Below are 20,943 nucleotides of genomic sequence, written 5' to 3' on the forward strand. Positions count from 1 at the left end.
TTCGAGTCGGCCCACACCGTACGCCGCGCGATCGTTCACCCGCCGCCCCATGACCTTCGCTGCGGAGGGCGGCAGGCCATGGTGGTGGGGCCGTGTCCTCGTCGACCACGTTGTCCTGGTTCGCCGCGGCCACGATGGGCACTGAAGGTGTGACGATTTCCGTGCCAAACCGAAGGGAGCCTGTGGTGGCGAGATTCGTGACGATCGGATACGGGGACCAGGAAGGCTACGACAGTACCGACGCTGCGGTGCTCGACGAGGCGCACGCCCATGACATGCGAATGCGCGAGGCCGGGACCGTGATGGGTATTGCCGACTCCCCCGTACAGGTACGGAACCTCAACGGCGCCGGCATGACCGTGCAGAGCGGTTCGTTCCTGTCCTCGGCCCTGCCGGTGGCCGGGTTCGCGATCATCGAGGCGGAGACGCTGGAGGAAGCCACCGAGATCGCGTCGAGGACGCCATGCGCGGTCGCGCAGGGAGTCGTCGAGGTCTGGCCGTTGCGGGAGGCACCGTAAGGCCCGGTCGTCAGTGGGGACGCTGGTCGGTCGACGGCTGCGCCGCCAGCCGGGGTTCCACATCCTCCGGCAGCTCGGCACCGCAGAGTGCGCAGACGTAGTCGTCGTCCCGGATCAGGTTGCGCTCGCCGCATTCGAGGCAGCGCCGGAAGACGACGGCCACGGTGAAGCCGTCCGGGCGGTCGATGCCCGCGCGGTCGAGGGCGCCCGCCACCGCGGGCCATGAGGCGGGATCGGGGCAGTACCCGGTGGAGTGGTTGCTCACCTCGGTGACGACCCAGCCGCCCCGCTCACCGGCGAAGCCGATCTCCCCCGCTCCGAGGACCTCCCCACCGCCGGCGCAGGCGACGTGCTCGCTGCGTCTCGGCGCGAGCCGTAACGTGCCGCCGGTGTCGACGACGTAGGTGAACGGCTCGTCCCGGTCGCGCCGATCCGCGGCCGCCAGGTAGTTGTCGAGATCGCCCGGTGATCGGATGGGCCAGCCCTCGGGGGCGTCGGCGACCGACGCCTGCACGTCCGCCGGGCCGACGTAGCGGTACCGGCGTTCCGCCCCTACCACGCTGCCGACCCTACGCCGGCGCGGCCCTGTCGTCGTGGATGAGCACGACGGAACGCCGCGGTCCAGCGGGTGAGAGTCGCGAGGAAGGGGGCCGGGCAGGACCTGGTGGTCCTGCCCGGGGGCCCGGTTGTCAATGGTGCGTGCCGCGGGTGTCAAGCACGATGGCGGCGGTGATCAGCCCGGCGCCGACCAGCCCGGTCGAGCTGAGACGGTCGCCGAGGAGCAGCGCCGCCAGGAGCGTGGCGACGAGTGGTTCCAGCAGCGCGATCAGCGCTGCCGTACCGGCCGCGGTGGTGCGCAGGCCCCGGAAGTACAGGGCGTAGGCCACTGCGGTGGGTGCTGTGCCCAGCAGTAACAGCAACCCCACGGACGTCGGGGTCGGGACGAAGTCCATCCCGGACGTCATGATGGCCTCAGGGGCGAGCACGGCGCCGCCGATCGCGAAGCTCACGCCGGTGGCGGTGAGATCGTTGAGGCCGGCGACGGGCCGGGTTCCGATGAATGTCATGGTGGCGAAGCCGGCTGCCGACAGCAGCGCGAATCCGGCTCCGATGAGCGCGTTCGTGGTCGCGATGCCGCCGGCTGGCGCGCCTACGAGCAGGACCAGACCGCTGACGGCCAGCGCCACGGTGGCGAGCATCGCCGCGCTGACGCGCCGTCGTCCGGCGATCCCTTCAGCGGACAGGACGAGGGCTGGTGACGCGCCGATAGTGATCAGGGTGGCGAGGCTGACGTTGGTCCGTGCCATCGCGGCGAAGAAGCAGGCCTGGAAGACCGCGGCGAGCAGCCCGTTCACGACGATCCGGCCCCAGGCGCGCCGGCCGCGTGGCAGTGGTTGCCGGGTCAGGCAGAGCCAGACGAGGACGAGCATGCCGCCGGCGGCGAGCCGGTAGGCGGCCACGGCCAGCGGTGCCAGCCGGGTTTCGTGGGCGAGGAGGCTGCCGGTGGGGCCACCGGTGCCCCACAGCACGCCGGCGAGGACAAGCGACCACAGGCCGGTGGTGGAGCGCCGGGCGGCGGCCACCGGGTGTTGGGTGACAAGCATCAAGGAATCGCTCCTGCGACGAGGGAATTGAGGGTCGCGGAAGCGGGGCGTGCCGGACTCAGCGCTGGGTGAACCGCGTGTCCCACCGAGGCAGGCTGGACACGATGAGCGGAGACGCCCCGCTCAGGAGCGCGGCGGGGCGATGATGTCGAAGGTCCGGTCCATGAGCCGATCCTATTCACGGGTGCTGGACGACACGAACCTCATTTCGCGGAAGCCGGGTGCCACGCACAGCTACCGCGAGGGTGTCCCGCTGATGGCGAAGGCCAGCCGCTGAGCGGCAAGCTCCCCCTCGCCCTGCACAGCGGGTTCGGAATCGGCCTGGCGGCCGGCCGGTTGGCCGGCCGCCGGGGCTCGGAGTCTCCGCCGGGGCGGTCAGTGACGCCGCTCTCCCACCCGGTAGGTGACCAGGTTGGGGTCGGCGCGCAGCTGCTTCTCGGTGAACTTGATGGTGTCCCAGCCCTTGCCCGAGTACAGCCGGGTCTGGTCGGCGTACCAGGGTGAGTTCGGGTTGGCCGACTGCGAGTAGGTCAGGATCTGCCGGCCCGACGGCCCGTTTCGGCCCAGCTCGACGGCCATCACGAACGACGAGCCGTGCTGCACCTTCGAGTAGCCGACGCCGGGCTGCAGCACCCCGATGATCATGTTGAAGACGCCGGCTTCCGCGCGCCCGCCGTGGATCGGGATGCGCTCGGCGCCGCGCGGCTCGGTCTGGACGTCGCCGAGGCGGGCGTCGAGCGGGATGCCGTTCAGCTTGCGGACGGCATTGGCGAGGGCGGTGCGTACCCTCGGGTCGTCGACGGCGAGCCGGCTCGGCGTGGTCAGCGGGGCGGCCGGGTCGAACGCGTCGGCGAAGCGCAGGCCGCCGGCCAGGGCGAACTCGGTGAACAGGTGCGCGCCCCGGCTGTCGAGGTTGACCCGCAGGTCCCAGCCGCGCAGGGCGGCGCAGGCCGCGGCCAGGTCGACGGTGGTGCCGTCGGAGGCGGTGGCGGTCGGCTGCGCCTCGCAGACCCGGACCAGGTCGTCGCGAACCAGCTCACCCCCGTACGCCCGGTCGCGGAACGTCACGTCCCACAGCTTGCCGGTGGTGAAGCCCTTGCCGGGGAGCCCGTCGGTGCCGGCGATCCGCTGCTGCACCTGGTGCAGGCCGAGCCGGGTCCGCAGGCTGCGCGGGGTGCGCTCGTCGCCGATGATGCGCGGGTAGCCCTCCAGCGGGCGGGCCGGGTTGGCCAGCCAGTAGCTGTCGTTGGAGTTGGTCACGTAGTCGCCGCGGACCAGCGCGGGCAGGTTGCCCGGGCCGAGGATGCCGGGCACCGCGGCGTCCGGGTCCCGGCCCAGCTCACAGGCGGAGCGGGAGCCGTCGAGGACGGCCTGGCCGCTGCTGGCGTACAAGGCTTGGAAGGGGGCCGGGATACAGGCGGCCGCGAGGGAGCCGGTGACCCGGGGCACGACGGAGTGATCGGCGTAGAGGGCGTTGCCGTCGCGGTCGGCGGCGATGACGTTGACCCAGGGCAGGAACTGCCGCCGGTCCAGCACCGCCCGCAGCTCACCCACCGACTTCGCCCGGCCCATGGCGAGCCAGCCGTCGAGCGCGCGGTTGTTGGCGGCGTTGACGTCGGTGATCGCGTACGCGGCCTGCGCCGTCCAGTCGAAGGTGCCCGGCACCACGACGACCGGGCCGAAGTGGGTGTCATAGAAGGTACGGGCAACCGGGCCGCCCGGGGTCTGCACGGTGACCGTGCGGGAGGTCATCTTCCGGGGCTGGCCGTCGTAGAGGTAGCTGCTCGGGTCGCCGGGCACCAGAGCCAGCCGGTGCCAGACGAATCGGCGGGCGGTCGAGACGGTGTGCGACCAGGCGATCCGGCCGTTGTGGCCGATCTCGACGATCGGATCGCCGACCAGGGCCGCGCCCTCCACGTCGTAGCGGCCGGGCACCTTCAGGTGCATCCGGTAGAAGCGCTCGCCGCCGTCCCACGGGAAGTGCGGGTTCGCGAGCAGCATGCCGGAGCCGCCGGCGGTGGCGTCGCGCCCCAGGCCGTACGCGTTGCTGCCCACCCCGGCCGGCGCGCCGTCGCGGGCGGCGACAACGGCTTCGGCCTGCGGGGCGCTGCTCTTGTCTGTGGTGGGCGGCGCGCTGGTCCCGGCGGGCGGTGCGGCGGCCACGATGCCGTCGGCGAGCGCGCCGGAACTGGCCCGGATCATCCGCGTCCAGTTCGCCCGCCACACGTCCAGCTCCGTGATCGGGCGTACCCAGTCCTTCCCCTTGCAGGCCGGGTCAGTGATCTTGTTCTTGGCGCCGCGGAGGTAGGCGTTGTAGCCGGCGACGAAGCCGCGGATCTGGTCGCGTACCTCGTTCGAGGGTGCGTGGATGCCGTCGCGCGGGCCGGTCAGCCAGCGCTCGGCGGCGCGGGCGTCGATGGCCTTCTGGTGGAACAGGTCGCTGGTGACGTTGCTGGTGGTTGCGCCGAACCAGCGGGACCGTTCGGCGCGGACGGTGACCATCTGCTCGGCGATCAGGCAGATGTTGTCCTCGGCCTGGGCGTAGCCGACGCCGTAGCCGAGGCTCGCGAAGTTCTGTGCGGTGATGTGCGGTACGCCGAACGAGGCGCGCTGGATCAGGGCGGAGTAGCCGTTGCCGTGGGCGGCGGCGGTGCCGCCGGTGACGGTGAGGCCGGCGGCGACCAGTCCGATGGCGGTCGCTGCCGCCGCGAATGGGCGTGCCCTCATCGGGCGCTCTGGTGGTGGTGTGGACGGAACATTGGACGTCCTCCCCGAGTAGCGACTGTCCAGGTCCGACCGACGCTAGTAGTGAAACTTGCTCAAGTCACCTGTCGATCAGGTCGCGGTCGTGGTACGTCCCGCGTCAGCCCGGTACGGTCACCTGCTGCTCCGGGGTCGGTTTGCCGGCGCCCGGGAAGTGCACCTCGGTGTCGAAGGCGAGCACGCCGTAGTAACCGCCCGAGGTGTATCCGCTGAACCGGATCGTGTAGGCGTCGCTGCCCGTCGTCGGGCTGACCGCGTGCGGCACCTGCCGGCCGCAGGACGCGGTGTGCCCGGGCCCGTTCCCGCTCGGCGAGGTGGCGGTGAGCGAGTAGTCCTGTTCGCCGGCGTGGATGACCCGGCAGGTGATGGTCAGGCTCACCGGCTCACGCGAGTCGGGGAGCCAGCGGCCGCCGTCGAGGTAGAAGGGCTCGACGAAGACGTACGGATTGAGGTAGTAGCCACCCGTGTCGTTCTTGCGCAGCCGTTGCGTGCAGAAGCGAAAGTTACCCTTCGTCTTGCCGCTGCGCGAGACGTACACCTGCTGGCCGACCTGGAGGGTGCAGGTCTGCGACAGCAAGGTGTAGCCGCGGGGGAATTCCGGGGCCGGAGTTGCCCGGGCAGCCGGGGCCGGCGGCGGAGCGGCCGCACCGCCCTGCGCTGACGCCGATGGGCGCGGTTTCGGCTTGGGGGCAGCGCTCGCGGACCGGTTGCTCGGGGTTGGCGTCACGGCCGCACTCGCCGTCGCCGCGGCCGCACTCCCCGTCGCTGTGGCGGTGGGCGCCGGGATGTCCCAGACGGCGCCATCGGCTCCGGCGGCACCCGGCCGGGCGCAGCTCGCCAGGCCGGTGGCGAGCAGCAGCAGCGCCAGTGCGCCGCGGCGGACAAGCGGACCGCGACGCCGGATCGGTCCGCTCACCGCTGCAGCACCGCGGGTGCGTAGCCGTCCGGGTAGAACTGCCAGTAGTCGCGGTACCGGACCGTGAAGGTGGTGGTGCCGCGTGGCAGCGAGTAGGTGAGGGCGTACCGGCCGCTGGTATCCATCCTGCCGCGCCAGAACTCCCGCTCGGCCCCGCCGTTGGTCGACGCGGTGATCCACCAGTAGTTGTCGTCGCCGATCGGCGAGCTCCAGGTCACGGTGAGCTGCGCGGTGCCCTTCTCCTTGCCCGTCCCAACCTGGGCGGTCACAGCCAGGTCGGTGATCGGCGGCTTCGCTGGGTGCGCTGGCCCGAAGGAGTGCAGCAGCTGCGTTTCCTGGTAGGGGTCGGTCGAGCTGACCGCCCAGGCCCGGGTGCCGTCCCGGTTGACCAGCAGCGTCCCCTCCCAGAGGCTGTCGCCGTTGCGGAAGTCGACGGCGTACGTCGGGACCGTGCTGCCCTTGCCGTAGAGGTAGACATCGGCCTCACCGGAGGCGGTCGAAGCGCGGCCGATGGCGACGGTCGAGCCGTCCCCCGACCAGGCGGCGTCCTGCGGGTAGACACCGCTGGGATAGACGGTGGCGTCGGCGAGATCCGGCAGCCGGTACGAGTGATGCTCGTACGGGTAGCCGACCGTCTCCACCACCTCGGTGCCGTCCGGGCTCACGGCGTAGTCGATGAGGTTGCTGCCGGTGTTGTCCCGCCGGGCGACGATCCTCGGGCTGTCCCCGGAGACGTCGACGACGTACGTGGTGACAGGCGAGATCTTGGTATCGCCGGCGACGAGGAGGCCGGGCGCACCGGGGCTGGCGTCGATGATCGGGTAGTAGTTGGGGCCCCCGGTGTAGACCACCGGCGGGGTGCCGGGCGCGGACCAGATCAGCAGACCGCCGGAGCCGATGCCGGCGTCTATGAACCCGCCGACGACCTTCTCGCCGGTCGGTTCGACGGTGTACAGGTGGGCGCCGGGCGGTGCGGGGTAGCTGGCGATGATGGTGAGCGTGGCGGCGTCCAGCGCGACGATGCGGTTGAAGTCCTGGGCCGCGTACAGGACCCGCCCGTCGTCGCTGAGGACGAGGTCGGAGATGTCGGCGACGGCGGTGACCCGGTTCAGCAGCCGGCCGTCGAGGTCGGTCACCACCAGCGGCAGCCCGCCGCCGACCCCCTGGGCGATATAGAGACGGCCGCGCGCCTCGTCGAGCTCGATCGCCCGCAGGTCGTCCACCGGTAGCTGGGTGCCGACGCTCTTCAGCGGGGTTGTGTCGGCGGCGGCCGGTGCTGCTGTGAGTAGCTCCCCGGCGCTGAGCCCGATCGCCGCGAACATCCCGGACGCCAGCAGTTGACGACGCCGCATGACACCTCCCCGTGTCGGCCAGCGAGAGATCCTAGTACCGGGCTTGCTGTTGGCGCTGCACCTCACCGCCCGGCTCGCGCTTCCGGCAGCCGACGCCGGGCTCCACCAAGTTGATGGTCATGCTGAACACGCCGCGCCTTGAGCCCGTTCACCAGCAGGTCAGATGGTGAGGACGACCTTCCCCGCCGGGTGCCCGTCCCGGAGGTGCCGGATCGCGTCCGATGCCTCCACAAGGGGGTAGGTGCGGTCGACCGCCGGGGTGAGCGCGCCGGACTCGATGAGATCTCGTAGCTCGTCCAGGTCCTCGGCCCGCTCCATGGCGCTCACGCTGCGAAGCCGTTGGCCGACGAACAGGGACAGCAGCGGCGCGCGGATCATCTGCCGGTCGTAACCGCTGAGCATCGGGCCCTTGGCGTACGCGCCACCGACCAGCGCCAGCGTCCCGTGCGGGGTGAGCGCACGCCGCAGCAGTGACAACGGCCGGTCACCGCCGGTGTCGATGACTACGTCGTACACCGGACCGTCGCGGTCGACCTCCTCGCTCGTGTAGTCGAGGACGTCCTCAGCGCCGAGGGAGCGGACGAAATCGGCCTTGGCCGGGGCGCAGACTGCGGTCACCGTCGCCCCGTACGCCTTGGCGATCTGCACGGCCAGGGACCCGACACCGCCCGATGCGCCGATCACCAGCACCCGGTGCCCCGGGCGCACCTCGCCGCTGTCGCGTACGGCGCGCAACGCCGTCATCCCGGAGACCGGCAGCGCGGCGGCCTGCGTGAACGACAGGTTGGCCGGCTTGCGGGCCAGTCGCCGCTGCGGTGCGCTCGCGAACTCGGCGTACGAGCCGCGCAGGCAGGTGCCGTACACCTCGTCGCCCGGCCGGAACCGGGTCACCCGGGCGCCGACCGCGGCCACCACCCCGGCCAGGTCCCGGCCGCGCACCGGCACCCGGGGCCGGCGCAACCCGCTCGCCAGCCGCGCCAGGTAGGGGCGGCCGGCCATGAAGATCCAGACTCCGGGGTCGACCCCGGCCGCGCGGACCTGGACGAGGACATCCTCGTCGCCGATGGCCGGACGGTCGATGTCGCGGAGCTGGAGCACATCAGCCGGGCCGTAGGTGTCCTGGACGATGGCCTTCATGGTGCCGCCTCCTCGGGATACTGGAACACGTCGTCGAGCCGTACGCCGAACACGCGGGCGATCCGGAACGCCATCTCCAGCGAGGGCGAGTAGCGACCCTGCTCGATGGCGATGACGGTCTGCCGGGTCACGCCGATCCGCTCGGCGAGTTCGGCCTGGGTCATCTCGTCATGCGCGAAGCGCAGTGCGCGGATGTTGTTCGTGACCTGGGTCGGCTTCACCACTGCGGGACACCCGTGCGGTAGACGATCACCTTCGTCAGGGAGCCGACCACCGCCGACAGGACGAAGCACAGGTAGATGACGTTGGCGATCCAGAACCAGTCCCACTCGGCCAACGCCATGAGCATCGCCGACACCGCGCCGATGACCACGAACGCCTGGCCAACATGGTCGCCGAGCCGCCCGATCTCCCGGTCGCGAACGTCCTTGACGCGGGACGCCCGCGGGTTCACCACGCCCATCGCGATCTCGGCCACGATGTTCGCGACGATGGCGCCGCCGACCGTCCACAGGAGAACGGCGGCGTAGGGGGTCGCGGAGAGCGGCCCACCGTCGACCCGGCTCAGGACGACCGCCGCGTAGACCGCGTACCCCACGACGCTGACCACCAGCATGGTCCAGGCGCGTTTCTCCTCATGCGTCATGACCGGCTCCCAGTGTAAAGAATCCTTGACACGCCTAGAGTAAGGCGTCTTTGACACCGTGTCTAGAAACTTTTACATCGCGTGGGCGGAGGGAGCCAGTGACAGGGCCGGCGCGGTCGCGCCTGCCGAGGTCCGGTGCCGGCCAAAGTGGCTTTGTCGCCCGGCCGGCCCACGCCTAGCGTGGGGCGATGAACTCACGACTGCTCTCGATGACAGCGTCCGCCTCAGCGAACTCATCCATCCCGGTGGACTCATCATCGTCGACCTACGCGACGAGTTCATCGAAAAGGACGAGGCGCTCGGGCTCTTCGTGGTCCTGCTCCAGCTGTTCGCAGACGCGAAGCACGACGGAAAAGCCTTCAACAAGCTTGTGGTGTTCGACGAAGCCCACAAGTACATCGAGAGCCCTGACCTCGTGGCCGGTCTCGTCGAGGTCGTACGAGAGATGCGGCACAAGGGCACGAGCATCATGGTCGCGAGTCCGGATCCGCCCTCCGTGCCCGTGTCACTGATCGAGCTTTCGAGCCAAATCATCCTGCACAAGTTCAACTCACCAGCCTGGCTGAAGCACATCCAAAAGGCGAACGCCGCGCTGACGACCCTCACAGCCGACAAGATGGCCCACCTGCGTCCAGGTGAGGCGTACATCTGGTCGATTCAGGCGACCGACGAGGCATTCACCAAGGGAGCGATCAAGGTACGCTGCCGCCCCCGGGTCACGGAGCACGGCGGCGCAACGAAGACAGATATCACTGGCTGACGGCAGGGGTGCCGACAATTATAGGCATCCCTGCCGCCACGCACCGCGGGTCGAAGTCAATCCCCTACTCGTCGGGGAACGGATTGAACCTTCATTGCGACGAGCAGGCGACCGTCACGTCACATTCCGCTGATCAAATGACCAAGCTCGGCCGGTGTCGGCCATACCTCTGCCGCAACTCCAGCCAGGTGGTGTGCCCTCAGTTCGATTGCATCCTCATCCCAAACATTGATACTACCGAAGGCCTTATTGATATAAAGCATCGAATGCTGAATCAATTCTGGCTGCTTCATGGACCATGATTTATTCGAGACTGATTTGTTGAAGGCAGAGGTCACGAGCGTTAAGTTTCCGATACGGTGCAACGCCTGGTCGCGCTGTTGAGCACGCAGCATCTGGGCTGACTCATCCCCCTTCGGTAGCGGCCAGTACTCCCGCCACGAACGCGGCATGACGTGTTCAATTTGCAGGACGTCATAATCGAATTGGGCGAACTCGCTCTTAGGATTGCTTTGATGCAAGCGAGCATCAATCGCGCCCAGCAAGAGCCGAATCCGCTCCTGCGTCAGGGTGTCGTACATCTTGCGATTGACGAACGCCTCCGCAAGCTCTCCGTCACTAGGCCACCGGAGAGTACCCGCCTCGCGGCTAAGAGCTTCAACCACCGTTAGAGCAATAGACTGGCCAGGATCGTCCACAACGCGCTTTGCAGCGTTTAGAACCTCGACAAAGACCTTGCCGTAGCCTCTGGTGTTAGCGCCGATAATGATCCGCCTGACCACCCAGGATTCCACAGCAAGTACTGCGGCCTCGTGCTCGAGCATGGAGAGGCGGGACCGAGGAACAGTTCGGAGCCAGAGCAACAGCGGGACTGCGGTGCTGATGCCGAGCCGATCGAGCCGCCTATACGAGACAGCCAAAGCAGCAGACCCCGGGTCCTCTGCCCCGTACAGCGCACGGTAGGCCTCACCGTATTCGCGCAACTCACTCAGCACTTGTACCGTCTTTTGATCTCCCACGTTAAGGTGGCGGCGGACTTCACCGTAAAGGTGGCCGACATTGATCTCGTTACCCGAGACTGCGGTAAGCCAGTTGGAGAGAAGTGTGTCTCGGCGACCTCGGGTCGCATGGCCGCGTCCTACCGACTTCGTCCACCACTCATCATCAAACGGTGCCCAATAAGCCTCATAAACCTTGTCGAGCTCCTGCTCACTCGCCAATTCACCACGCAAGAAGAGCAAATTCTTTACCAGGTCCGCCGCCGAAAGAGGAGTCTGACGCCCGTTCAGCACTTCGAAGATAACTTGGGCGTCGTCGTTATCTTCAAGGTCAATTACGACAAGCTTGAAGAGATCGGTCAGAGCATCCACCATGCTATCTGCGCGATCCTCACCCTCAACGCCAGTGATGGCGGCGCGCGCTCGATCAGCAAAGTAGCGTCGTGCTTGTAGGTATGGATGGTGGCTAGTCGAGGGAAGCTCATCCCCCATTGCCAGTGGCCAGAACGGCCGATCTCGCCTACGTGGCCATAACTTGTGCTCCTCGTAGTCCTCGTTGACCACATCCGAGGGGTTGCGTAACAGCCGCCGAACCTGACGCACGCGAGGTGAGCCACGCTCAATCAGTACGTCTAACACACCGCGGAGCAACACCTGCAGCGTAGTGAGTCGCTGCTGCCCATCGATAACGGCTCGCACATCGATCCCACCTGCCGGCGCGGGAAGCTGGTCGCAAACGATCGCGCCCAGAAAGTGGGGAATTACCCGCTGATCAGCCTTGGCGGGAGACTTCCCGAGAGCCATTGCATGTGCACGAGCGTCGAACAAGCGGTCCGCGACGGCTTCCAGGTCGTCAAACAGCAACTCCCACTGTCCGTCCCGTGTCCATTCATAGTCTCGCTGATAAGTCGGGATGACGTACCTTCGCTCTTGGTTGAGCACCTGCTTGAGAGAATAGGTGTTAGCGTCCATGTCACTTCCGACTAGATCGTGGTTGCCGGGACTAGACCTACGGGGCGAGGATCGATGCCGCTTTAACTGGATTTGCTCTATCGGGGCTGCAACAGACAAACGAGTAATGACAGACTGATTCGCTTCCCAGCCATCCGGGGACTTGACTGGGACGTTGAGGTGCATTCGCTCGGTCGACGTATGGGCGTCGGGCAACTCGGCGATGCCGACCCGGGCCACCATAATGCAGGCGTGCCGGTGCCAAGACGTCAGAACGCAGAGCGGCCCCGACTCCAGCTGGAACGTGGTCGCATCCGGGCGCCCAGAGAGCGGGTGCACGATCGTCACGTCGTGCTCGCGGCCTTGGAGCCGGTTGGCGGTGTCGACGGTGATGTCCGCACCGTGCCGGGCTAGTCGTCGGTGCCGAGCGCGGCGTACTCGAGCCGGTGCTGCTCCGACCACAGCTGCTGCGTCGCCTTAGCACGGCCGTGACCACCCGCTCCGCTTCCACCGCGAGTGACACTTCCAGCCCGGCAAGCATCGCCCCCACCTCCCCACCGGCCGTCCCCGGACAGTACCGCCCCGAGTCCCGCGAGCGGGACCCCCATGTGTTCAGCCTTTCGGGCGATCCGCGGTGACCCGCCTGCATTCAGCAGGCCCTGATGTTGATATCGCCCGGGCAGGCCCTCATACGGCCACGGCCATCACCTCTACGGCCTCGGCCTTTGCCTGCCGTGGCTCTCGATCGAGTGGGTGGACACCGGCCTCAGCGATCCCAGTGTCGTCGTAGCGGAGCCACAGCCTGCCAACCTCCGGCACCCCCGAGATGGACGCGATAACCAGTCGGCCGTCGTAGAGGTCGAGATGGTTGTTGGCCAAGGGCTCGAACACCTCTCCCGGGGCCTCATCGAGCAGAAACCGCGTCTCGATGGCGCCGGCCTGGGGCAGCTCAGCCAGGCTCAGCCGCAGCAGGCCAGCTGTGGCGGTGGAGGCTCTGCCGATGAGCCGGGCGAGAACATCGGCCGCGGCGCCGCGACGTAACCGCTCGTGGTGCTTCTCGTTGCGGAACACGCGAAGACACCGGTAGCAACTCGTTTCGGGTCCGCACTCGCAGTCACTGACGGTCTTCACCGCCCGCGCCAGAGCTGCCGTGAGGTTCTGCGCGATCTTGCGGGCGTGCCCAGCGCCACCGGGCACGGTGTCGAAGAGCATCAGGGCGGTGCCGCCGGTGTCAGTCACAAAGACCGTCCCGTCGATGTCATCCCGGGCGATCTCCAGCTCCTCGCTGCTGCCCTGGACGATCGCGTACAGGACCGACCGCCAGGCGTCGGTGTCTAGTCCGACAACAGCGGCTCCCTCAACGCTCAGCTCCAGTACGTCGGTCTGGTACTTGTGGGCAAGCGACAGACTCTCAAATGGCCCCGTGCAAGGCTTGCCATTGACGGGCTTCTCGTGCTTGCTCGGGGCCCTGTTCCCGTTCGGCAGGCCAAAGCCGCACCAGCTGCAGATGAGGAACCCGTTCCCACCCCGGCCGTCGCTGACGGCTATCAGTTCACCTCGGGTGCCGCTTCGAGCAGTAATCTTCCCTCCTGGCAAGTCGTGGATGCTCTCCTCGACCTCCGCACCCGGAGAGACGACATAGGTGCCACCGTGCCAGGAACGCACCGGGGGCTTTCCACCAGGTGCGCGTGACGCCTCGCGACTTGCCACAAAGCCGAAGAGCGGCACCATGTAGCGGCGGGGCGCACCGGTCAGCTGCGCCCCACATGAGGGACACACCGAGTCGAGTCGGTCGAGGTCTTCCCGGTAGTAGTTGCAGGTCCCACAGACCGCGTAGTACCGGCGCTCGGGCTCCCGCTCCGGGAGGCGGTAGATGCCTCCCGAGCGCCAGAGCCGGCCGCCGGCGACGATCTCCGAACCCGGCGCGTACTCGTAGATCGCGCTGCTGAGGTCTCTCGACAACTCGAGTTTCTTGGCCTCCTCTGGATCGGCGAAGCCGAGCTTGAGCTCGACGGTGTCGACGGGGAAGCCGTACTTCGGTAGCACGTTCCGGTTACCGAGGAAGCCGAGGAGCTCACGGGACGTGATCGTGTTCATCAGCCGCGTGAAAAGATCCGCCTGACGATAATTTCGGGCTTCGACCGCCTCGTCGCGCTTGTCGGCATAAATCGCGAAGTCATGTTCGACCTCGACGCGGACGGTCTCGAGCAGGTCCACAAGGTGGTCAACCCACGCCCCGGAGTCCAGGCCGATTTCCCGCTGCACTGTCAGCGGCAGGACGTTGGCGAGTGCTTCGGTCACCGCGTCGGGGACTGGCCGTAGGTAATCGGCGACCGCGCCGACCGGCGCAGGCTGCCCGTCAGAGGGTAGGAAGAACTCCCCGACCTGGCGCCAGACGGTCCCGAACATCCGGAACTGGTCCCGGAAGAACGCTGCCAGCGCCACTGAGTGTGCGTGCCGGCGGTCGATGCGCACGTTTCCCGAGGGGATGTAGGGCGCCCGCACCTGCCCGGCGATCATCTGGCTAGGCTCTGCGAACCTCGACAGGTCGTGGGACCTTCGCTGTGCGTAGGTGGCCACCAGTGCGGCCGAGTCGGTTCGTCGCCCAGCGCGCCCCGCACGCTGTACGTAGTTGGCGGTAGCTGGCGGGACGTTTCGAAGCAGGACGGCCTGAAGCTCACCGACGTCCACGCCGAGCTCGAATGTCGTAGAACACGACAGCGCGTTGATCTCGCCACGGACAAACTGCTGCTGGATCTCCGCCGCCTGCTCGCCCCTCCACTGAGCGGTGTGCTCACGTACTGCGAGCGGGATTGGCTTCATCGACCGGTAGATGGCCCGGTAGTGATCGCCGTCCACCTCGACAGCCGGCAACGTCCAAGGCAGCAACTCCCCGTTGCAGTTCATCGTCGGACACACCCCACGCACCCCGACGGGTACGAGTTTCCGGCACACCGTGCACTGCCACAGGGTTGCGCCCTCCGCCGACTCACACATCAGCAAACGCGGCTCTAGTTGGTGCACCACACCAAGCTTGGCGTCGTTGGTCGTGCGGAACCACACCTTGGGAGGACCTTGAGTGGCGAACCTCCAGGTGCCCTGGAGCAATGCGGCCGGGTCGGTGGGTGACCCAAGCCGGGCGAGCAGCCGGGTCAGGTAGTTCAGTCGCCTATTCACGCCGCTGGTCGGACTCCAGCTGATCACCTTCCGCTTGGCTTCCGCCCCCGTCTCACGGATGTAGATGGGTCCCCGCCGCGGGTCGAAAGCCTCGTCACGTGGATCTACGCCTTCAAGGGGCGCCACGACGCCCTGCGTGCGGACCGAGCGCACCAATTCGTTCAGCAAGTCCCAGACTTCGTCCTCTGACAAACCAAGCGCCCGCAAAGGTGACGGGGCTTGCCAGGCAGGATCTCGCCACATCCTCCAGCGGACAAGACCCGACCCTTCAAGGCTCAGCCGCTCATCAAGGCCGATGATTTCCTGTTGGGCCCAGAGCGCAACCTTCCGTTCCCGAGCCTGCTTGGAGTCGTACGTCTCAAAGACGCCGAACTGGTTGGCCTCAGCAGCGGCATGCGTGACCACGTCAGTGAGCCGCACATCGCCGTCAACGGCGAGGCTTTTGAGGATGCCGCGGTACAGCAGCCGCCGTCGTTGGAGGCGGCCGTAGGACTGGTCGAGGTAAGGCGCGAAGTACGCCGCCGCTTGTCGGCTGTCGCTGAACAGCAGTAGCTTCCGACCGCCACCCGGCCGGTTCGCCTGTTCCATCTCGGGTGCTGGTGGCAACAGTTGGTAAAGGGCGGTCGCCAGGACGGAGACCGCAGCCTCGTTGCCGGTCTGGAACAGCCGAACCAGCGATGAGGCCCGGCCGCCGCAGGTGAGGCAGGACGTCAGCTCTTCCTGTCCGTCCTTGATGAATCGCACGGACCGCATCTCGGCTCCGGTGCAGCCCTCGGCCGGACAGGTGCCCGCCGGTCCCACCTTGAAGGTGCCGCATCGTGGGCAAAGCCCACCTTCGTCCCCGGCGACCGCCTTGAGCGGGTTCAGGGTGAGGTCGTCCTCGTCAGCTCCCGCACTCAGCACGTCAGCCAGGGCCAGCCACACCCGGCGCTCATCGAAAGTGCGACGGGACCTGAAGATCCTATTCGCGCCTACTCGCTCCAGCGCCCCCGAGAGGTAGACCGTGCCGCAGCGGCGGCAGCATCCAAACTCAAAGCTGGCGTCGCCGCAGTCGCAGCGTTCACGTCGGTTCAAGCTGACGTGCGGGCCGTTGCCCCCCAGGCAGCTAAAAGCTCCTTCTGTCGCTCGGGCAAAGAGGTGGTATCGGGCGGACAACACGGGCGTCTCCGTCTTGTCGCGTGTTGAGTTCGCTAGCGCGACGAGGGCGGCCGTCACGGAAATGGCCTCCTCGTCTGCGGGCAGCAGTGCCCGGGCGACGTCAGGCAGCGGCACCGGCCCTCGAGCCAACAGGCTGCGTAGGCGCATGACCCGCTGCTCGTGCGCCAGGGCTTGGCCAGGATCGCTGGTAGTGAAGCCAGCCTTGGCTGCATGGGCGAGAATCCCGGCCGCTGGATCATCGGCATCAAGTAGGCGTGCATACGCAGCGCTTGGCATCGGCCCCCAGTCTTGGCCCCGAGGGTGGTCGATTCTGGTGGCGCCGACGACGTCCTGCCGAGAGGCGTCCGTCGCGTCGTACTCAAACGGGACGTTGAACAGCGACGAGGCGAAGTGAGCGGCTGCAGCCGGGTCGCCTCCGACCGTGGCGCTGGTTGCGATGCATTGCATCACGCCATCTCGTGCCACGCGGTCTCGAAGGCGGCGCAGCAGCATGGCGAGCTCGGCGCCCCGGGCACCGTCGTATACGTGCGCCTCGTCCACAACGATGAACCGCCACTTACCGGCGAAGTCCCCCTCGAACAGGTCCATGTCCAGCGGGCGCAGCAGCAGGTACTCCAGCATCGCGTAGTTGGTCAGCAGGATGTGGGGCGGCTTTGCCCGCATCTCTTCGCGGCTGAGCAACTCGTTCGGGACCCGTGGCTCTCCTGGGTTCTGCTGCTCGAAGACACTGGTGGCAGCCCGGATGGTGTGCTTCGTGTCCCCGGTGTAACGGCCGAAGGTGATGTCGGGCATGTCGCGGAGCAGCACCCGGAGGCGTTTCATCTGGTCATTCGCCAGGGCGTTCATCGGGTAGAGCAGCAGCGCGCGAACTCCGGGCCCGAGGGTGCCCGCTGCCCGTTCAGCGATGAGCTGATTGAGGATCGGGATCAGGAAGCTCTCGGTCTTCCCCGAGCCGGTGCCTGTTGCCACGACGAGGCTACGGCCTTGGGTCGTCTTCCGAAGGGCCTGCTCCTGGTGGACGTAGAGCGGCCGGTCCAGCGGAAGCCCCCCGGCCAAACTGGCGAACTCCGGGTGGAGCACCCCTTCCCCGATCAGCTCACGGAGCGACCGTCCCTGGGCGTATGGCGGGGTCACCTCCAGGATTGGCCCTTTCGTCACGCCGTCCTGGATCGCTGCGGCGATCGCCGCGTCCAGCGCGCGGGCGAGTTTTGGGTCGCGAGGTTCGATCAGGGTGTGCAGGTACCGCTGGTACGCGTCCACCATCGCCTTGGTCGTCGCGATGGGGTCGAGCTTGCTCATAGGTCCAATCCCGTCACGAGGAGTTCGGCCAGTACGACGTCGACGGTGGTCAGCCGAGGCGCGCGTCGGGCGAGTACACCGTGGCCCTTGATTAGCCGCGGCATGTCGGTCACCAGCGGTTCGTGCCCTCGCGCGGCAAGCCTCGACGCGAGACACAACGCGATCGACAGCGCGGGCAGCGAACGCCATCCCGGGCCCTGTTCACGAGCGCGTACGGCCGCCCCGAGTTCGGGTCCGCCGACGCGCTCGAGAGAGCGCACGAGCAGCCGCAGCTGTCGTTCCGTCTTACCTGCGAGGCTGACCAGGCCGGGCCGAAGTCGAGCGTCGAACAGCTCGCGCGCCGCACTCCAGCGCTCGTCACCGTCGAGAATTCCACCCGGCACGACCGGAGCAGCCGACCAGAGCGCATCCAACTGCTCGGCTTCCATCGCAGCAAGGTGCTCGGCCTCGGCACCGAACGCGCCGACGCCGGCGTACGGATCCTGGTCGGCCATGAGCAAGGCATCGACCATCTGGGCGCCACACACCCCTGCGATTCGCTCGTACAGCGCTGAGCGGACCGTCATCGTCCCGAGCTGATGTGCGGAGGCGACGGCAGCCGCGACCGGGCTGAGGCCCCACAACACAATCTCATCGTCGTCAGAGAGGTAGCGCTGGGGCGCGAGCATGACGAGACCGGAGCTCACGACCGGAGCCACCGTCACCGACGGTGACAGGCGCTCTTGAAGTATGGAGGCTAAGGCCGCACGAGGATCTGCGGCGAGAAGCGTCGCGGCAACGGCGCGGAGGTCTCCATGGATTCCGATTCCCTTGACGTCGTCCGCGCGTTGGTAGAGGTCGAACGCCAGCTTGATAACGCCCGACGAGTTAGGCAGCGGCCCAGCGCCCGCAAGATATCGCGACAGCGCAGCCTCGTCGCTGTCGCCGCCGATGTCCCGCCACTCTCGGCCGCGAATGATGAACGTGTTGGACGCCTCGGGCCACCGAGGCCACTCCTGCGGGATCCACGGGTCCTCGATTCGCAGATGAACGACCAGATTCCCCGCCCATCTGAGGCCGTCCGGCAAGGGAGGCGTACGGAAGTCGTCGCCTATCGCAACAACGTGGGCCTCGCGCCAGGGGGCGGACGGCAGATAGATGCCAGCCGTCAACCCCTCGGCAACGACGCCGCCCTCCACCACAAGGCAGCCACCCTCGTTGTCGACGCTCACGCCGCTGGCGAGGCTACGAGGTACGCACCTCGCCACGGGGAACTGGAGGCCCTCCAGCTCGACTTTGAGTTCCACGGTGCCAAGGCGCTGGACTGTTTCGGCGATGCGTGCCAGTTCGAACCGGGCTATCCCGGGAGGAGCCTTAGCGCTGGACCCGATCCGCTGGACCGGGTCAACGCCATCGACAACAACGAGCTCGGCTCGCATCTCCCCCGGTAAGCGGACCATCAGTCGCGTCTCGCCGATGGTTTCGGTCTCCAGGCGGAGTGGATGTACCGACCAGGCAGCCCTGGTGCCCCCACCCGCGGCCTGAACAGCCAAGTGAGGCGGGGTGACCTTGATGGCGCCGTCCTCGCCGTGCGCACTGACGAGAAAGGTCGCGTATGGCTCATCGGACGCCAGTCGAACAGCGGTAGGGGTGACGTGGAGTTCGGGGTCAACAGCGTTGGGCGTGACAGTGCAAGGGCGCAGGCCGGTATAACGCAGCTCTCGCCACGCCGGCGTCCACGACGTAGTCAGGCCTTCCGCGAACGCGAACTTGTGCGAGACGCCACGGCCCAGCGGTCCTCGTACGGTGATTTCATACGCCCCGATGAGGGGACGTTTCACATCTGCCCACGGGTCGATTCGCGTGTCCTCACCCACCTGGATGTCTCTGACCGAGAGGACTTGAGCAGAGCCGGGGCGGCGAACACGGATCGTCCAGCCAGTTGTCATGCCGTCTTCGCCGGGCAGGAGCAAGAGCGGCGCCTCGGCCCAGATGGGGGCGTCAAGCGAGCTACGCACGCACGGAAGCGGAGGCGAAACCTCCAGCTTCGGGCGCCGACCCCCTTCGACGTTGCGCCAGGGTTTGTCGTCGAGCCGAAGGCGCGTCACCTCGGCCAGGTTGACCTGGCGCAGCTGCCACTGCTCCCAGCCGTACGGAGCGGGCGGCTCCTCCCCGTGTAGCGGAGTGCCAACGAACTCGACCGGTTCAGACCCATCTTTGGCCGCCGGGTACATGAGCCAGACCGACGTGGGGGGCAACGCAGCCGACGCCGGAACTCGCCGTCCTTCATCCGTGAACACCATCAGCGGGTCGTCCGGGTCCACGACCGGCAGCACGAGGCTCAGGTCGTATCCGCGCAGATTGATATCAACCTGCCGGATCGGCTGTGGTAGAGGCACGCTGACAGCCGGAGCGGTGTCCATTGTTCCTGGGTGGAAGGAGCGACTTCGCACCCGTTGCGGTTCACCACCGAAGACGAGGTCCCATGTCACCTCGCCGCTCGCCGTGTCAGGTATCGGAGGTAACCAGAGTGTGAGGCCGCTTCCGTACGGGTCCAGGAAAAGGCGGGGGCGGGTTCCCAGTCCCGCGCCAGTCTCCCGAACCGCCGACAGGTTGAGCAGATCCGACTCGGCGAGACGAACTGCCTCTCTGACCAAACTTTCCGGCAACTGCAGGCCATCGGCTACGAAGACCGGCTCCCGAAGCCGATCCACCAGTTCCAGGCACCGGTCGACCAGGTCTTCGACGTAAGCGCCGCCGTGCCGGAGCAGGTTCTGTAGCGGCTTTCCCAGGTCATACAACCGGGACTCCCAGCCTGGACCGGTCGCCCACTCCATGAACTCCGCGGGCGTGAGGACGTCTGGGTCCCGCGCCTGCTGACGCAGTAGTGCGTGGAGAAAATCGGCGAGGCAGGACAGGGGCACACCTGAATGCATGAGGATCTCGTCGACGTTGACCCGCGAAAAGTCCGTGAAACGGGCCATGTCGAACCGGTCAAGCCCTCGGCGGAACGCTTCCCCAAGCAGTCGCTGGTCATCGGTCTCGAGACGGACGCCCATCTCATGGCTGACGGCGCGCCAGAAGGTTCCCTGTTTATATTCGACCGCGCCGATGCCCGACAACCCGACCACCACGCATGCCGGCAGGCGGTCGAACAACAGAATTCGCCGCTCGGGATGGGTGAGATCCCTGTAAAGCTTGCCAAGGTTCTGCAGCGCGGTACGGACTGCTTCTTCTGGTACGTCCAACTCACAGGCCAGCGACACCGCTCGGAGCCGCCGCCTCCACGCCCGTTCCTGATCGGCTAGTGCCTCGCTCGCCCGCGACAACTCTTTCCCTCCTTCATCGATCCTCGCGGCAACATCGGTCTTCGTGGGCCGCCAGCCCATCGGGTCCTCGGATCTCCTAGGCGAAGACGTAGCGAGATCTAGCGAGGCTTGAGAAGCGTCACGCTCGTCCTGAAAGCGGCGTCGTCGTTCCGCGATGCCGATCAGCGGCTCGCCGGCGGCGGCCAGCGCGATGGCCGTGCACGACGAGGGTCGGCTTGCCGGCGCCGGGAGGCAAGCCGACCACCACGTCCCAATGTTCACCGAAGCGCAGGTCACCAACGACCGACGCCCCCACGCGCTCCGCCCCGCCCCCAGGCGACAGCGCCAACTCGGTAAGCACCGTCACCCCCACTTCC

General features: G+C 67.4%; 13 protein-coding genes and 1 pseudogene. 2 read left to right on the forward strand and 12 right to left on the reverse strand.

What is annotated here, in order from left to right; translation table 11 throughout:
• Positions 1-185 precede the first annotated feature (185 nt).
• The gene (locus ABZ452_RS02190; protein ID WP_357937995.1) at positions 186-518 is read left to right on the forward strand and encodes a YciI family protein; all 333 of its coding nucleotides are present in this window, start codon (positions 186-188) and stop codon (positions 516-518) included.
• Positions 519-528: 10 nt separating this feature from the next.
• Here ABZ452_RS02190 and ABZ452_RS02195 read toward each other — a convergent pair whose 3' ends face one another.
• The 8 genes from ABZ452_RS02195 to ABZ452_RS02230 all read right to left on the reverse strand — a co-directional run bounded on the left by ABZ452_RS02195 (position 529) and on the right by ABZ452_RS02230 (position 8,936).
• Entirely contained in the window at positions 529-1,077 is a 549-nt protein-coding gene (locus ABZ452_RS02195) for a TFIIB-type zinc ribbon-containing protein (RefSeq protein ID WP_357937998.1), read from the reverse strand.
• A gap of 130 nt (positions 1,078-1,207) precedes the next feature.
• Positions 1,208-2,101, reverse strand: coding sequence for a DMT family transporter (locus ABZ452_RS02200; RefSeq protein WP_357938001.1), 894 nt, complete (start codon positions 2,099-2,101; stop codon positions 1,208-1,210).
• A gap of 396 nt (positions 2,102-2,497) precedes the next feature.
• A complete protein-coding gene (locus ABZ452_RS02205; RefSeq protein WP_357938004.1) occupies positions 2,498-4,849 on the reverse strand; it encodes an acylase in 2,352 nt (783 codons plus the stop codon).
• A gap of 136 nt (positions 4,850-4,985) precedes the next feature.
• Complete coding sequence (locus ABZ452_RS02210; protein ID WP_357938007.1) at positions 4,986-5,462, reverse strand: hypothetical protein; 477 nt, start codon at positions 5,460-5,462, stop codon at positions 4,986-4,988.
• Between the two features lie 335 nt (positions 5,463-5,797).
• Positions 5,798-7,153, reverse strand: coding sequence for a hypothetical protein (locus ABZ452_RS02215; RefSeq protein WP_357938010.1), 1,356 nt, complete (start codon positions 7,151-7,153; stop codon positions 5,798-5,800).
• Between the two features lie 159 nt (positions 7,154-7,312).
• Positions 7,313-8,290, reverse strand: a complete 978-nt coding sequence (locus ABZ452_RS02220; RefSeq protein ID WP_357938013.1) for an NAD(P)-dependent alcohol dehydrogenase — start codon at positions 8,288-8,290, stop codon at positions 7,313-7,315.
• Entirely contained in the window at positions 8,287-8,484 is a 198-nt protein-coding gene (locus ABZ452_RS02225) for a helix-turn-helix transcriptional regulator (protein WP_255352245.1), read from the reverse strand. The genes ABZ452_RS02220 and ABZ452_RS02225 overlap by 4 nt, the downstream gene beginning before the upstream one ends.
• A gap of 23 nt (positions 8,485-8,507) precedes the next feature.
• Complete coding sequence (locus ABZ452_RS02230) at positions 8,508-8,936, reverse strand: hypothetical protein (protein WP_357938016.1); 429 nt, start codon at positions 8,934-8,936, stop codon at positions 8,508-8,510.
• Between the two features lie 58 nt (positions 8,937-8,994).
• On the opposite strand from ABZ452_RS02230, the gene ABZ452_RS02235 reads away from it, so the two are divergent.
• Positions 8,995-9,696, forward strand: coding sequence for a hypothetical protein (locus ABZ452_RS02235; protein WP_357938019.1), 702 nt, complete (start codon positions 8,995-8,997; stop codon positions 9,694-9,696).
• A gap of 119 nt (positions 9,697-9,815) precedes the next feature.
• Here ABZ452_RS02235 and ABZ452_RS02240 read toward each other — a convergent pair whose 3' ends face one another.
• From ABZ452_RS02240 to ABZ452_RS02255, 4 genes and pseudogenes are all read right to left on the reverse strand, one after another.
• On the reverse strand, positions 9,816-11,666 hold the full coding sequence (locus tag ABZ452_RS02240; protein ID WP_357938177.1) for a DUF262 domain-containing HNH endonuclease family protein: 1,851 nt from the start codon (positions 11,664-11,666) through the stop codon (positions 9,816-9,818).
• Positions 11,667-11,762: 96 nt separating this feature from the next.
• Positions 11,763-12,047: pseudogene (locus ABZ452_RS02245) on the reverse strand (helicase); the annotation flags it as partial.
• A gap of 285 nt (positions 12,048-12,332) precedes the next feature.
• The gene (locus tag ABZ452_RS02250) at positions 12,333-17,279 is read right to left on the reverse strand and encodes a DEAD/DEAH box helicase (RefSeq protein ID WP_357938023.1); all 4,947 of its coding nucleotides are present in this window, start codon (positions 17,277-17,279) and stop codon (positions 12,333-12,335) included.
• Positions 17,276-20,848 carry a hypothetical protein gene (locus ABZ452_RS02255; RefSeq protein ID WP_357938026.1) on the reverse strand — a complete coding sequence of 1,191 codons (3,573 nt, stop codon included), beginning with the start codon at positions 20,846-20,848 and terminating at the stop codon, positions 17,276-17,278. Before ABZ452_RS02255 ends, ABZ452_RS02250 begins: the two co-directional genes overlap by 4 nt.
• Positions 20,849-20,943 lie beyond the last annotated feature (95 nt).

Source organism: Micromonospora sp. NPDC005707, from assembly GCF_040631005.1.
In the GTDB taxonomy this organism is placed as follows: Bacteria; Actinomycetota; Actinomycetes; order Mycobacteriales; family Micromonosporaceae; genus Micromonospora.

Excerpts from the sequence above, each read along its gene's own strand:
- ABZ452_RS02240 (WP_357938177.1), bottom strand. The coding sequence starts at position 11,666 with ATGGACGCTAACACCTATTCTCTCAAGCAGGTGCTCAACCAAGAGCGA.
- ABZ452_RS02215 (WP_357938010.1), bottom strand. The coding sequence starts at position 7,153 with ATGCGGCGTCGTCAACTGCTGGCGTCCGGGATGTTCGCGGCGATCGGG.
- ABZ452_RS02250 (WP_357938023.1), bottom strand. The coding sequence starts at position 17,279 with ATGAGCAAGCTCGACCCCATCGCGACGACCAAGGCGATGGTGGACGCG.
- ABZ452_RS02220 (WP_357938013.1), bottom strand. The coding sequence starts at position 8,290 with ATGAAGGCCATCGTCCAGGACACCTACGGCCCGGCTGATGTGCTCCAG.
- ABZ452_RS02230 (WP_357938016.1), bottom strand. The coding sequence starts at position 8,936 with ATGACGCATGAGGAGAAACGCGCCTGGACCATGCTGGTGGTCAGCGTC.
- ABZ452_RS02205 (WP_357938004.1), bottom strand. The coding sequence starts at position 4,849 with ATGAGGGCACGCCCATTCGCGGCGGCAGCGACCGCCATCGGACTGGTC.